Genomic DNA, 14093 nt, shown 5'->3' with positions numbered 1-14093 from the left:
CGCCGGTCGAGGCAGATCTTGGTAGGAAACGGCCCCTCCAGGGGCTTTTTCGTACCAAGATCTGCTCGCCGTCCACAGGGGCGGACGCCGCGGCACCTGGGTGGGCAGAGTGCGGGTGTGGGGAGACATTCGAGGTCGCTGGCGGGGCTGCGGCGGGCGTTGCCGGGTGCCGACGCCGACGAGTTGACCTGGTTGCTGTTCCGTCAGGAAGACGTGATCAGCCTGGGCCAGGCCCGGCGTCACCTGACGCCGAGGGCGATCCGGCACCGGGTCGCCACCAACCGCTGGCGCCAGGTGCACCGCGCCGTCTTCGTCGCCCACAACGGTCCGGTCGGTCCCGCACAACACCGTTGGATCGCGGTGCTCGCCGCCGGGTCGGCCGCGATGCTCGGCGGGCTCACGGCGGCGCAGGCCTGGGGCCTACGCGGTCACGACAGCCGAGTCGTGGACGTGCTCCTACCGGCCGCACACCAGAGCCGCGCGCTGCCACCCGGCGTACGCCTGCACCGGACCGCCCTGCTCGGCGAGGAGGACGTGCTGCACGTCGGGCAGCCGCCCCGCACCATGCCGGCCCGGTCGCTGGTCGACGCGGCGCAGTGGGCGGCGACCGACCAGGAGGCACGATCGATCATCGCGGCCGGCTTTCAGCAGCGCCTCGTCGGCGGCGACGACCTGCACCGGGTCCTGGACCGGCTGCCCCGGGCCCGGCGTCGGGACCTGATCCGGCGCACCGCCACGGATGCCGCCGGTGGCGCGCACTCCCTGGCCGAACTCGATTTCCTCGGGCTGATCCGGCGCGCCGGGCTGCCCGAGCCGACCCGGCAGGCCGTACGCCACGACGCCGCCGGCCGACGTCGCTACCTCGACGTCTGGTTCGAACGGTGGCGGGTGCACGTGGAGATCGACGGCGGGCAGCACCTCGACCCCGCCACCGCCTGGGCGGACATGCGTCGGCAGAACGACCTGTGGATCGACGGCGACCGGGTGCTCCGCTTTCCCGCCTGGGCAGTACGCAACGACTCTCCGACGGTCCTCGCCCAGGTCCGAGCAGCCCTGCGAGCCGCCGGCTGGACGGGCTCGTCCTGACCCGAATCGCCGGCTGACGCCTCGCCGTCCAGTTCCACCGGATCTTGGTACGAACGCGCCCTCCGAGGGGCACGCCCGTACCAAGATCTCTTGCGGTGGCGGCGGCGGGCGGTCAGTCGGCGGTGGTGGTGGCCTTCCGGGGGGCCGCCTTCTTGGCCGGGGCCTTCTTCGCGGTGGTGGCCTTGGCCGTCGCGGTCTTCTTGGCCGCCGTCGACTTGGCCGCCGCGGCCGTCGCCTTCGTCGCCGTCGCCTTCTTGGCGGGCGCCTTCTTCGCGGCGGCCTTCTTCTTCGGCGCCGGCCCCTTCGCCCGCTTCTCGGCGAGCATCTCGGAGGCCTCCTCGATGCTCAGCGCCTCCGGGGTCTGTCCCCGGCGCAGCGAGGCGTTGGTCTCTCCATCGGTGACGTACGGGCCGAACCGGCCGTCCTTGATCACCAGCGGCTTCTCGGTCAGCGGGTCGACGCCCATCTCCCGCAGCGGCGGCGCGGCGGCCCGACGCTGGCGGGTCTTCGGGGCGGCCAGCAGGGCCAGCGCCTCGTCGAGCGTGACGGTGAACATCTTCTCTTCGGAGTCGAGCGAGCGGAACTCGTCGCCGCGCTTGACGTACGGGCCGTAGCGGCCGTTGTTCGCGAAGACCTCGACGCCGTCCGGGGCCACGCCGACCAGCCGGGGCAGGCTGAGCAGCTTCAGCGCCTCGTCGAAGGTGAGCGAGTCCGGCGACTGCGAGCGCAGCAGTGACGACTTCCGCTCGCCGCTGGCCACGTAGGGACCGAAGCGGCCCGACTTGAGCAGGATCGGCTCGCCGGTGGCGGGGTCGTCGCCGAGCTTGCGCTCACCGCCGCCGCCGAGGAACAGCTCGTGCACCTTCTCCGGGGTCAGCTCGTCCGGCGCCAGCCCCTCGGGGATCGGCGCCCGGTCACCCTGGCCGCCGCCCTCCTCGCCCTCCGCGGCGGGCGCCGGCTGCTCGCCCGGCACCGCCCGCTGCAGGTACGGGCCGTAGCGGCCCACCCGCACGACGACCTCGCGGCCCTCGTCGTCGGTGAACAGCGGGATGGAGTTGACGCTGCGCGCGTCGATGTCGCTGAGGTTCTCGGTGACCAGCTTCTTCAGCCCGCCCGAGCGGGCGATGTCCCGGTCGCCGGCGCCGTTGGCGCTGCCGAAGTAGAACGCGGTGAGGAAGTCGACCGCCGCGTGGTCGCCGCCGGCGATCTCGTCCAGCTCGTTCTCCATGCTGGCGGTGAAGTCGTAGTCGATCAGGCGCGGGTAGTGCCGCTCCATCAGCCCGATCACGGCGAACGCCAGGAACGTCGGGATCATCGCCTGGCCGCGCTTGTTCACGTAGCCGCGGTCCTGGATGGTCTGCATGATCGACGCGTACGTCGAGGGGCGGCCGATGCCCAGCTCCTCCAGGGCCTTCACCAGCGACGCCTCGGTGTAGCGCGACGGCGGCTGGGTGTGGTGGCCCTGCGCGGCCAGCTGGTCGGCGGTGAGCGGCTGGTCCTTGACCAGGGTGGGCAGCCGGCGCTCGGCGTCCTCGGCCTCGGCGTTCTCGTCGTCGCTGGACTCCACGTACGCCCGCAGGAAGCCAGGGTCGGTGATGGTCTTGCCGGTGGCGCCGAAGTCCGCCTCCTCCTGGGCGGCGGAGACGGCGCGGATGCGCACCGAGACGCTGGAGCCGACGGCGTCGGTCATCTGCGAGGCGATGGTGCGCCGCCAGATCAGCTCGTAGAGCTTGAACTCCTCGGCCGACAGCTCCTTGGCCACGTCGCCCGGGGTGCGGAAGTTGTCCCCCGCCGGGCGGATCGCCTCGTGCGCCTCCTGCGCGTTCTTCACCTTGCCGGTGTAGCGGCGCGGCTCCGGCGGCACGCTGCGCTCGCCGTACAGCTCGACGATCTGCCGGCGGGCCGCCGCGATGGCGGTCTCCGACAGGTTCACCGAGTCGGTACGCATGTAGGTGATGTAGCCGTTCTCGTAGAGGCGCTGCGCGGTGCGCATCGTCTGCTGCGACGAGAACCGCAGCTTGCGGGCCGCCTCCTGCTGGAGGGTGGAGGTGATGAACGGCGCGTACGGGCGGCGGCGGTAGGGCTTCTCCTCGACCCGGGTGACGGTGAACGGCCGCCCCTGAAGGCGGGCCGCGAGCCCGTGGGCGCCGGCGGAGTCGAGGTGGACCACGCCGGCGCCGGCCTTGACCCGGCCGGTGGTCGGCTCGAAGTCCTTGCCGGTGGCGATCCGGTCGCCGTTCAGCGCGACCAGGGTGGCGTTGAAGGTGCGCGGCCCCTCGCCGGCGTTCGCCACGGCCAGGGTGGCGAGGATGTCCCAGTATTCCGCCGTGCGGAACGCCATCCGCTGCCGCTCGCGCTCCACCACGATCCGGGTCGCCACGGACTGCACCCGGCCCGCCGAGAGCCTCGGCATGACCTTCTTCCACAGCACCGGGGAGACCTCGTAGCCGTAGAGGCGGTCGAGGATGCGCCGGGCCTCCTGGGCGTCGACCAGGTCGCGGTCGATCTCACGCGGGTTGGCCACGGCGGCCTGGATGGCCGGCTTGGTGATCTCGTGGAAGACCATCCGCTTGACCGGCACCTTGGGCTTGAGCGTCTCCACCAGGTGCCAGGCGATCGCCTCGCCCTCGCGGTCCTCGTCCGTCGCCAGGAGGATCTCGTCGACCTCCTTGGCCAGCTTCACCAGCTTGCTGATCTGCTGCCTGCGGTCGGCGGAGACCACGTAGAGCGCGTGGAAGCCGTTGTCGACGTCGACCCCGAGCCGGGCCCACGGCTCGCCCTTGTACTTCGCCGGCACGTCGGCGGCGTTGCGCGGCAGGTCCCGGACGTGGCCGAAGCTGGCCTCCACGACGTACCCCGGGCCGAGGTAGCCCGAGATCGTCTTGGCCTTCGCCGGTGACTCGACGATGACCAGACGGGTGGTTCCAGCGTTGCTCGGCACGTTTCTCCCCGACCTCACTCCTGCTCGTGGCCGCGATGCCCGGTTGGGGCCCGCTTTCGACCCGCCGGCCCCCGGCGGTCCGGATGTCCAACGTAACGCGCCGCCCACGTTTCGGGTTTCGCGGGCGGCAAACCGCCCTCGGCGGGGCGGCACCTGCTCTCCGGCGGCGCGTGGCGGTGCCGGACGGCGCCACCGTACACCGTGCGTGTGCCGTCAGGCGGAACACTGTGACGATGGCGGACCCTCGGTGGAGGCGCCACCCGGCCGTTTTCCTGCGCGTTTCCGCATCCGGCTGTCCCTGATCGGACACCCGCGCGCCCGGCCGCGCCCGGACCGCCCGACCCGGGCGGGCCGCATCCCGATCCGCCCGACCCGGCGGGGAGGCGTCCGCATCCGCCCCGGCACGGCGGGCCGCACCGGCGTGGTCAGGCGTGGCCGGGCCAGGCCGTCGCCGGGGCGGCGGGCGGCGGGTCGCCGACCAGCTCGGCCAGGCGGGCGAGCCGGCGGCGGCCGGTGATCCGGTACGCCGGGCCGCCGTCGCCCGGCCGCAGGAGCGCACCGGAGAGGCCGACAGCGGCCAGCGCGCCGCCGACCGGTTCCCAGCACTCCTCGTCGGCGGGTCCGAGCCGGAGCAGGAAGCCGGGCGGCTCGGCCATCCCCGCCGCCGCGAGCCAGAGCCGCAGCCGCCGGCCGTTGAGGTGGAACCCGGCGGGCGGGCGCTTGGCGGAGCCGCGCAGCCAGGCGACCGCGAGCGGCTTGAGCGTGCGGGCGTACGAGGTGCGCACCGCGTGCCGCCCGTCGGCGGTCGCCTCCCAGGTGGCCGCCACCCCGCGCGACGCCAGCTCGGCGACGAGCACGTGCACCCGCCAGGCGGCGTCCACCACCACCGAAAGGCGGGCCGTGCCGCCCATCCTGACCACCTCGCCGGGCCCGGCGAGCAGGCCGGCGAGGTCGGCGAGGGACGGGTCGGCCGCCTCGGCGGCGAAGAAGGGCAGTTGCCGGGCGGCGTCGTCGGGGTCGACCGGCGGGGGCGGGGCGGCACGGCGGGGTGCGGGCGCCACCCGGTCCGGCTCGGGGGCCGGGAAGAGCCCGGGGGCCGGGAAGAGCGCAGGCGGCGTCAGCCCGTCGGGCGGCTCACCGGTCCCGCTCAGCGACACTCCGGCACCTCGTCGAAGGCCCGTTTCAACTCCTCCGAGTTGAGTCGGCTGGTGTCGAGCGCGCTGGCGTCGTACTCCTTGTTGAGGGTCTCCACGGCGGCGCGGACGCCGTCGTAGAAGGCGGTGGGCTGGCCCGTGCTGAGCCCGTCGACGGTGTCCCGGGCCTTGCCGTACGCGTCGCGCATCTTGGCCAGGGACGCGCGGAAGCCCTCGGAGACCTCCGCGCCGTGCTCGGCCTCCGGGATGCCGGCCTGCTCGACCTTGCGCCGGGCGGTCTCGCTGGCCTGCTCCGCGCCGCCGAAGAGCCGCACCAGGTTCTCCTTCGCCTGCGCCGGGGTGGTCTGGGCGGTCATCTGCTGGTCTGTGCTGCTGGTCAGCTTGCTGATCTCGGCCCGCCAGGGGGTGAGCGCGGAGCAGACCGAGGCGGCCCACGCCTGTGGGCTGGGCCCGCCGCCGCAGCCGGCGGCCACGAGAACGAGCGTGGCCAGGACCACCGTCAGCTTTCCGGCGGCTGTCGCCCGGCACGTGCGCATGCGAAGCAGCGTACGGCCTCTGTCGAGCCCGGGCACCGGTCAGGTTTGCCGGGCGCACGGACGGTCCCCGGCCGGCCACGCGGGCCGACCGGGGACCGGACGCCGTACGGATCAGGCGTTGACCGTCTCCGGCCGCTGGTCCGGGCTGCCCGCGCCGGTGTCGGTGCCCGAGTCGGACATCGCCACGCCCTTGCGCTTGCTGAACACCACCGCCGCCACGATGATCAGCGTCGCCACCACGGCGATGCCGACCCGCAGGCCGGTGTTCCGGTCGTCGCCGACGCTCCAGGCCACCACGGCCGGCGCGATCAGCAGCGAGACCAGGTTCATCACCTTGATCAGCGGGTTGATGGCCGGGCCGGCGGTGTCCTTGAACGGGTCGCCGACGGTGTCGCCGATGACCGTCGCGGCGTGCGACTCGGAGCCCTTGCCGCCGTACGCGCCGTCCTCGACGAGCTTCTTGGCGTTGTCCCAGGCGCCGCCGGAGTTGGCGAGGAAGACCGCCATCAGCGTGCCGGCCCCGATCGCGCCGGCCAGGTACGCCGCCAGCGCGCCGGGCCCGAGGCCGAAGCCGACCGCGATCGGCGCGAGGATGGCGAGCAGGCCGGGGGTCATCAGCTCGCGCTGCGCGTCCCGGGTGCAGATGTCGACGACCTTGCCGTACTCGGGCCGCTGGGTGCGGTCCATGATCCCGGGCAGCTCGCGGAACTGCCGGCGGACCTCCATCACGACGGCGCCGGCCGAGCGGGAGACCGCGTTGACGGCCAGCCCGGAGAAGAGGAAGACCACCGCCGCGCCGATGATCAGGCCGACCAGGTTGCGCGGGTTCGCCACGTTCAGCGAGTTGAGGATCTCGGCGCCGACGTCGCCCACCCCCGCGTCGGAGTACGCGGTGCGCAGCGTGTCGGTGTACGAGCCGAAGAGTGCCGTGGCGGCGAGCACCGCCGTGGCGATCGCGATGCCCTTGGTGATGGCCTTGGTGGTGTTGCCGACCGCGTCCAGCTCGGTCAGCGTCCGGGCGCCGTGCTCGTCGATGTCGCCGGACATCTCCGCCACGCCCTGGGCGTTGTCGGAGATCGGGCCGAACGTGTCCATCGCGACGATCACGCCGACGGTGGTGAGCAGGCCGGTGCCGGCCAGCGCCACGGCGAACAGCGAGAGCGTGACGGAGCTGCCGCCGAGCAGGAACGCGCCGAACACGCCGGCCCCGATCAGCAGCGCCGAGTAGACCGCCGACTCCAGGCCGACGCTGATGCCGGCGAGGATGACGGTGGCGGCACCGGTCTGCGAGCTCTTGCCGATGTCCTGCACCGGGCGCCGGTTCGTCTCGGTGAAGTAGCCGGTCAGCGCCTGGATCGCGGCGGCCAGCACGATGCCGATGACGACCGCGCCGATCGCGACCACCCGCGGGTTCTCGTCGACGTCGGTGAGCCCGCCGTCCAGCCCGGCGAAGGTGGCCGGCAGGTACGCGTACGTGGCGATCGCGACCAGCACCGCCGAGAGCAGCGCCGAGATGTAGAAGGCCCGGTTGATGGCGGTCAGACCGTTGCGGTCGGAGGCGCGCAGCCGGGTGATGAAGACGCCGATGATCGCGACGAGCACGCCGATGGTGGAGATGATCAGCGGGAAGACCAGGCCCTGCTCGCCGAAGGCGGCGCGGCCGAGGATCAACGCGGCGACCAGGGTCACGGCGTACGACTCGAACAGGTCGGCGGCCATGCCGGCGCAGTCGCCGACGTTGTCGCCCACGTTGTCGGCGATGGTGGCGGCGTTGCGCGGGTCGTCCTCGGGGATGCCCTGCTCGACCTTGCCGACCAGGTCGGCGCCGACGTCGGCGGCCTTGGTGAAGATGCCGCCGCCGACCCGCATGAACATGGCGAGCAGCGCGGCGCCGAAGCCGAAGCCCTCCAGCACGGTCGGCGCGTCGGCCCGGAAGAACAGCACGACCAGCGCCGCGCCGAAGAGGCCGAGGCCGACGGTGAGGAAGCCGACCACGCCGCCGGTGCGGAAGGCGATCTTCATGGCGGCCTCGCGGCCCCCCTCGCGTTCCCGGGCGGCGGCGGCGACCCGCAGGTTGGCCCGGGTGGCCAGCCACATGCCCGCCCCGCCGATGAACGCGCTGAACAGCGCGCCGATGACGAAGAAGGCGGACCGGCCGATCTTCACCGCCGTCTCGCTGCCGTCGGTGTCGTGCACCGGCAGCAGGAAGAGCAGCACCACGGCGACGACGACGAAGATCGCCAGGGTACGGAACTGCCGGAGCAGGTAGGCCGAGGCGCCCTCCTGGACCGCGCCGGAGATCTCCTGCATGTTGGTGGTGCCCTTGCCGGCTGCCAGTACGGCCTTCGTCAGCGCGGCGGCGAAGGCGAGCGCCACCAGCGCGATCACCGCGGCGATGACGACGTACGTGACGTTGTTTCCGGTGAGGGAGATCCCGCCGCCCTCGGCGGCCAAGGTGTCGGACATCTGTGTCCTCCTGTACCGAACGCTCGCGCCGGCCGGTGGAGACGCACCGACCCGGCGCCTGGATGCGGATTCGCAAGCGCGCGCCAACCCACCCCGGCGGACCAGCGATGAACACCGTTCCCGCTGGCTGCGGGATGCGATCACTTGCTCACAACCCGCGTACTGTAGCCCTCCCCCGTGTCGGAGGTCACAACCAGGGGGCAGGGTGTCTCGATGATCTTCGTCGCTGTGTTATGAGGAAAAATCTGATATAGGGGCCTGTCCATGGCAAAGAGGCCGCGCCCCTGGCGGGACGCGGCCTGACGGCGCGTGACGCCCTCGTCGGAGGGCGGGTTGTTGTTCCCCTCGGCCGGAGGGGGCGGTGCGGCCCCGCTCGCGGGGCGGCGGCTCAGCGGCCCACGGGCCAGACCATCCGCACCTCGGTGCCGACGCCCTCGTCGACCGGGCGGACCTGGAGATCCTCGACGAAGCCGGCGAGCAGCGCGAAGCCGACGCCGGTGGTGAGGTCGTCCTCGTCGAGCGACTCGTTGGCGAGCTGGTCGGCGTCCAGCGCGGCGAGCCCGAGGCCGGCCTCGATCGGCGCGCGGTCGACGACCCGCACCGCGTACGCCGCGCCGTCGGACATCTCGACGAGCACCGGATCGGACACGCCGTACTGCCGGTGCAGGGCGACGGCGCGCGTGCACGCCTCGCCGATGGCCAGCCGCACCTCGTCGAGCAGGTCCTCGCGGACCCCCGCCCGCCGAGCGACCGCCACGCCGACCAGGCGCGCGGTGCGCACGTGCACCGGGGCCGGCGAGAACGAGAGCCGGACCGTGGCCATCACGCGCCAGCGCCGGCCGGGCCCGCCCCGATCGCCGCCTCGACCGTGGGGTGCAGCGGGAAGACCTGGTCGAGCGCGGTGATCCGGAAGATCTTGAGCAGCGGCTCCTTGTCGCAGACCAGCGCGAAGGAACCGCCGGCCGAGCGCAGCCGCTTGAGCGCGCCGACCAGCACGCCCAGCCCGGTGGAGTCGAGGAAGTCCACCCGGCCCAGGTCGACCACGACGTGACGGGCGCCACCGTCGATCAGTTCGAGGAGCCGTTCCCGCAGTCTCGGCGCGGTGTAGACGTCCACCTCACCGCCGACCTCGAGCACCGTGTGCTCGCCCACGGTGCGGGTCGCCAGCGACAGCTCCATCGGTCCTCCCTCGCAAGAGCCGTAAACTCTCCTGGGCATCTAACCATCCCCGCCGGAGACCGGCTCTGCTCACCGGCGGAGGCCTTCCCTTACCCCGGGCCCCGGCTTTCCATCTCCGAACACCAGTGCGAGAGTGCAGGACGTGACCTCCGACGATCCCGGCTCGGCGCACCCGACGCCGCGCCGCGACGCCGGGCCGTCGTCCGTTGCCACCGTATCCGCGGGCGCCGGCCTCCGGCGTTCCCCGGCCGACCTGCTCGGCCGGCTGCGTTCCCGGGGCGGCGCCGACCCGGTCACCCACGTCGAACGGGTGCCGGCCCGCGCCGGCGAGCCCGCGCCGTGGCCCGACTGGGCGCCGGCGGAGCTGCGCGCGGCGTTCGCCCGGCGCGGGGTCCTCGCGCCCTGGCGGCACCAGGCCGAGGCCGCCACGCTGGCGCACGACGGCCGGCACGTGGTGGTGGCGACCGGCACCGCGTCCGGCAAGTCCCTGGCCTACCAGCTCCCCGCGCTGGCCACCCTGCTCGCCGACCCCCGCGCCACCGTGCTCTACCTGGCCCCGACGAAGGCGCTCGCCGCCGACCAGCTGCGCGCCGTCGCCGCGCTGGAGCTGGAGGGGGTACGCCCCGCCTGCTACGACGGCGACACCCCGCGCGCCGAACGGGAGTGGATCCGGAAGCACTCCCGGTTCGTGCTGACGAACCCGGACATGCTGCACCACGGCATCCTGCCCGGGCACGCCCAGTGGTCCGGCTTCCTGCGCCGGCTCGCGTACGTGGTGATCGACGAGTGCCACACCTACCGCGGGGTCTTCGGCTCGCACGTCGCGCACGTGCTGCGCCGCCTGCGACGGCAGTGCGCCCGGTTCGGGCGTACCCCCGTCTTCGTGCTCGCCTCGGCGACCTCCGGCGACCCGGCGACGGCGGCCGGGCGGCTCACCGGGCTGCCCGTGGCCGCCGTCACGGAGGACACCTCGCCGCGCGGCGGGGTGACCTTCGCGCTCTGGGAGCCGCCGCTGCTGCCGCCGGACTCGGCCGCCGACCCGGCGGCCGACCTCACCCAGGTCCGCCGGTCGGCGCTGCGGGAGACCGCCGACCTGCTCGCCGACACGGTCGCCGAGGGGGTACGCACGCTGGCGTTCGTGCGGTCCCGGCGCGGCGCCGAGGTGGTCGCGGCCAACGCCCGCCGGTCCCTCGACGAGGCGGTGCCCGGGCTCGGCGACCGGGTGGCCGCCTACCGGGCCGGCTACCTGCGCGAGGAGCGACGCGAGCTGGAACGCGCCCTGCTGCACGGCGACCTGCTCGGGCTGGCCTCGACCAACGCGCTGGAGCTGGGCGTCGACCTGATCGGGCTCGACGCGGTGCTGATCTGCGGCTATCCCGGCACCCGGGCGTCGCTGTGGCAGCAGGCCGGGCGGGCCGGGCGCTCCGGTCAGGAGGCGCTCGCCGTGCTGGTCGCCCGCGACGACCCGCTCGACACCTACCTCGTGCACCATCCCGAGGCGCTGTTCGGGCGGCCGGTGGAGGCCACCGTGCTCGACCCGGCCAACCCGTACGTGCTGGCGCCGCAGCTCGCCTGCGCGGCGGTCGAGGCCCCACTGACCCCGGCCGACCTGGAACTCTTCGGCGACGGGGCCAAGGAGGCGATCGACCAGCTCGTGGCGGCGGGCGCGCTGCGGCAGCGGCCGACCGGCTGGTACTGGCGGCACCGGGAGCGGCCCGAGGTGGACCTGCGCGGCGAGGGCGGCGCGCCGGTCTGCGTGGTGGAGGCGGCGACCGGGCGGCTGCTCGGCACCGTCGACGGCGGCTCGTCGCACTTCCTGCTCCACCCCGGCGCGGTCTACCTGCACCAGGGCGTCTCGTACGTGGTCGACTCGCTCGACCTGGCCGACGGGTGCGCGCTGGTGCACCCCGAGGAGCCGGACTGGTCCACCCACGCGCGCGACGTGACCTCGCTGTCGGTGGTGTCGGTCCGCTCGTACGTGGACGCCGGGCCCGTCGGCCTCTTCCTCGGCGAGGTCGACGTGACCAGCCAGGTGGTGTCGTACCAGCGGCGGCGCATCGCCTCCGGCGAGGTCATCGACACGCGCCCACTGGACCTGCCGGCCCGCGAGCTGCGCACGGTGGCGGTCTGGTTCACCCTGTCACCGCAGTCCCTGACCGCCGCCGGCGTCGAGCCGGCCGACGTGCCGGGCGCGCTGCACGCCGCCGAGCACGCCGCCATCGGGCTGCTGCCGCTCACCGCCACCTGCGACCGCTGGGACATCGGCGGGCTCTCCACGGCGCTGCACCCGGACACCGAGGCACCGACCGTCTTCGTCTACGACGGGCACCCGGGCGGGGCGGGCTTCGCGGAGCGCGCGTACGGGACGGCTGCCGCCTGGCTGCGGGCCACCCGGGCCGCGATCGCCGAGTGCGGCTGCGAGGCGGGCTGCCCGTCCTGCGTGCAGTCGCCCAAGTGCGGCAACGGCAACAACCCGCTGTCGAAGCCGGACGCCGTGAAGGTGCTGGACGTGGTGCTGGCCAACCTGCCCGACGGCGTACCGGCGCCCCGCCGGGCCGACGACGCCCCCTCGGGCACGCCCGCCGCGGACGGCGCGCGCCTGCCGGGCTGACCTGCCGACCTCACCGCGCTGAGGTTTCCATCGCCTCGCTGGGTTTCCGTGCGACGCTGCGTCTCCTTGCGACGCTGCGTCTCCGTGCGGCGCGGTGTCCGTGCAGCGCGGTGTCCGTGCAGCGCGGTGTCCGTGCGGCGCGGTGTTCGTGCGGCGCTGGGTCTCCGTGCCGGGCGGGTGTCTCCGTGCGGGGCGGTGTCCCGCGCGGCGGGATGCAGGCATAGAACCTCCGTTCGCGGGGCAAGAGACGTCGTGGGAGCGCTTCCATCGGTGCTCGCGGATCCCTAGCCGTCCTTCCCGCCGAAGGAGGAGTCGTGGCCGACACCATCGCGGAGACCGTCGACCTGCTCTACACCATCGACCAGGAGAACCTCACACCCGACCAGTTGATCGCCCTCGGCTCGGCGCTCGCCTCGCTGGCGCAGGCGGAGCGGCTGGAGCAGATCAACGAACGGCTGCGCGGCATCCATCAGGTGCTGAACGCCTGGGCGTTGAAGGCAACCGTCGACGGCGGCCGATGAGGCGTCGGCCGGGCCCGCGTCGCTCGCGGGGCGGCGGCCGGGCCCGCGTCGCTCGTGGGGCGTCGGCCGGCGGCGCAGCGGTTCGGTGGGCAGGGGCGCCAGCGCCCTAGCCGGCTGCCGCCGGGCGGCGTGCCGGCGGCGGAGGGCACGGCCTGTCGGTGCCGGACCGCACGCGACCTGTGGGCGAGCGGATCGGTTGAGCCTGTGCGACACTCCGGCGCACCCCTCGAAGGAGATCTGATGCAGCCCGACAGCTTGCAGGCCCAGCAGCAGTTCCACATCCGGCAGCGGCTCCGGATGATGGTCAACCAGTACGAGGTCCACTCCGTCGCACCGGACGGCTCTGAAGGCGGGATGCTGGCGTTCGCCCAGCAGAAGCGGCTCGCCTTCAAGGAGCAGGTGACGATCTACACCGACGACTCGAAGCAGCAGCCGCTGCTCGGCTTCAAGGCCCGCCAGCGCCTCGACATCGGCGCCACCTACGACGTGACCGACCACGCCGGCAACCCGATCGGCCAGTTCCGCAAGGACTTCGCCCAGTCGCTGCTCCGGTCCACCTGGCACGTCGAGCAGGCCGGGTTGCCGCAGATCACCGGCCAGGAGCGCAGCATGCCGGTGGCGCTGCTGCGGCGGTTCGTCGACTCGCTGTCCTGGCTGCCCTACCACTTCGACTTCGTCGCCGAGGGTCAGCCCGTGTTCTCGGTGATCAAGCAGTGGGGCCTGCGGGACCGGTACGTCGTCCAGGTGCAACACCCGCAGGTCGACCGCCGGCTGGTGATCGCGATGGCCATCGCCCTCGACGCCCTCCAGGGACGCTGACCCGCCCGGCCCGGTCGGGAAGCTGTGCCGGCGCTGGTCAACCCCGGACGGAGCCGGCGCGGGCAGTCGCCGTCGCTGGTCAACCCCGGACCGGGCCGGCCTGGGCGGTCGCCGTCGCTGGTCAGCCCGGCCCGGGCCGGCCTGGGCGGTCGCCGTTGCTGGTCAACCCCGGACCGGGCCGGCGCGGGCGGTCGCCGTCGCCGCGCGGGCGAGGCCCGGCAGCGGCGTCACCGCCACCTCGGCGGTCACCAGGACGTCGAGGCCTTCGAGCCGGCAGGCGAGCAGCGACGCGCCGTTGACGGCCGCGATCTCGGCGGCCCGGCGGCAGGCCGTCGGCTCCCCCTGAAGGGCCTGACCGGCACCGGCGAGCGCGCCCAGGTCCGCCGCGACCCGGGCCCGCTGCCGGGCGGTCTGCGCGGCGCCGACGGCCGCCCCGAACAGGCCGACCAGGACGAACACCAGCCCGACGGCGAGGAGGCAGACCGTCGCCCCGCCGCGTTCCTTGGCGGTTGCGCCGTCGATGGCCGCCGGGCCGCGGAAACGGCCCGCCGACGCCGGGTCGGTCACGGTCCGGCCGCCGGGACGCCGGGCTCCACGGCGGCGACCGCAGTCGCCGCCACGGTGATCCGGGGCAGCCGCGTGCCGAGCGCGCGTACGGGCGCCTGCACGGTGGCCGTGACCCGCTGGCCGTCGACCGTGACGGTCACCTCGGCACCCGCCGGGGCCGCCCTGCCGGCGGCGGCCGCGCCGTCCTCGCCTCGGGAGGCGGCCAGCGCCGCC

11 protein-coding genes and 1 pseudogene are annotated in these 14093 nt (G+C 74.0%); 4 read left to right on the top strand and 8 right to left on the bottom strand.

The genetic code is table 11. The annotated features are described in order from the left end of the window. Positions 1 to 117 precede the first annotated feature (117 nt). Entirely contained in the window at positions 118 to 1086 is a 969-nt protein-coding gene (locus tag ACWENR_RS11985; protein WP_452277008.1) for a DUF559 domain-containing protein, read from the top strand. A 112-nt stretch (positions 1087 to 1198) separates the two neighbouring features. Here the strand turns inward: ACWENR_RS11985 and topA are convergent, their stop codons facing one another. The 6 genes from topA to ACWENR_RS11955 form a co-directional block, all read right to left on the bottom strand. Further along, positions 1199 to 4027, bottom strand: a complete 2829-nt coding sequence (gene topA / locus ACWENR_RS11980) for a type I DNA topoisomerase (protein ID WP_452277007.1) — start codon at positions 4025 to 4027, stop codon at positions 1199 to 1201. Positions 4028 to 4452: 425 nt separating this feature from the next. Then, entirely contained in the window at positions 4453 to 5184 is a 732-nt protein-coding gene (locus tag ACWENR_RS11975) for a hypothetical protein (RefSeq protein ID WP_452277006.1), read from the bottom strand. Next, positions 5175 to 5717: a hypothetical protein gene (locus tag ACWENR_RS11970; RefSeq protein ID WP_452277005.1), complete on the bottom strand. Its 543-nt coding sequence runs from the start codon at positions 5715 to 5717 to the stop codon at positions 5175 to 5177. Before ACWENR_RS11970 ends, ACWENR_RS11975 begins: the two co-directional genes overlap by 10 nt. A 111-nt stretch (positions 5718 to 5828) precedes the next feature. Beyond that, entirely contained in the window at positions 5829 to 8183 is a 2355-nt protein-coding gene (locus ACWENR_RS11965; protein WP_452277004.1) for a sodium-translocating pyrophosphatase, read from the bottom strand. 388 nt (positions 8184 to 8571) lie between these two features. Next, on the bottom strand, positions 8572 to 9006 hold the full coding sequence (locus ACWENR_RS11960; RefSeq protein WP_452277003.1) for an ATP-binding protein: 435 nt from the start codon (positions 9004 to 9006) through the stop codon (positions 8572 to 8574). Next, positions 9006 to 9362 carry an STAS domain-containing protein gene (locus ACWENR_RS11955; RefSeq protein WP_452277002.1) on the bottom strand — a complete coding sequence of 119 codons (357 nt, stop codon included), beginning with the start codon at positions 9360 to 9362 and terminating at the stop codon, positions 9006 to 9008. Before ACWENR_RS11955 ends, ACWENR_RS11960 begins: the two co-directional genes overlap by 1 nt. 133 nt (positions 9363 to 9495) lie before the next feature. On the opposite strand from ACWENR_RS11955, the gene ACWENR_RS11950 reads away from it, so the two are divergent. From ACWENR_RS11950 to ACWENR_RS11940, 3 genes are all read left to right on the top strand, one after another. Then, entirely contained in the window at positions 9496 to 11973 is a 2478-nt protein-coding gene (locus ACWENR_RS11950) for a DEAD/DEAH box helicase (protein ID WP_452277001.1), read from the top strand. Positions 11974 to 12287: 314 nt separating this feature from the next. Further along, positions 12288 to 12494, top strand: coding sequence for a hypothetical protein (locus ACWENR_RS11945; RefSeq protein WP_452277000.1), 207 nt, complete (start codon positions 12288 to 12290; stop codon positions 12492 to 12494). 240 nt (positions 12495 to 12734) lie between these two features. Next, on the top strand, positions 12735 to 13313 hold the full coding sequence (locus ACWENR_RS11940) for a hypothetical protein (protein ID WP_452276999.1): 579 nt from the start codon (positions 12735 to 12737) through the stop codon (positions 13311 to 13313). A 162-nt stretch (positions 13314 to 13475) separates the two neighbouring features. On the opposite strand, the gene ACWENR_RS11935 is transcribed toward ACWENR_RS11940, so the two are convergent. Together ACWENR_RS11935 and ACWENR_RS11930 are read right to left on the bottom strand one after the other, a co-directional pair. Next, positions 13476 to 13880, bottom strand: coding sequence for an Rv3654c family TadE-like protein (locus tag ACWENR_RS11935; protein ID WP_452276998.1), 405 nt, complete (start codon positions 13878 to 13880; stop codon positions 13476 to 13478). Continuing rightward, positions 13877 to 14093: pseudogene (locus tag ACWENR_RS11930) on the bottom strand (TadE family type IV pilus minor pilin); the annotation flags it as partial. The gene ACWENR_RS11935 and the pseudogene ACWENR_RS11930, both read right to left, overlap by 4 nt.

The sequence above is a fragment of the Micromonospora sp. NPDC004336 genome (assembly GCF_053602615.1).
The sequence above is the reverse complement of the archived record's forward strand: the minus strand, read 5'-3'. Positions and strand labels throughout refer to the sequence as shown.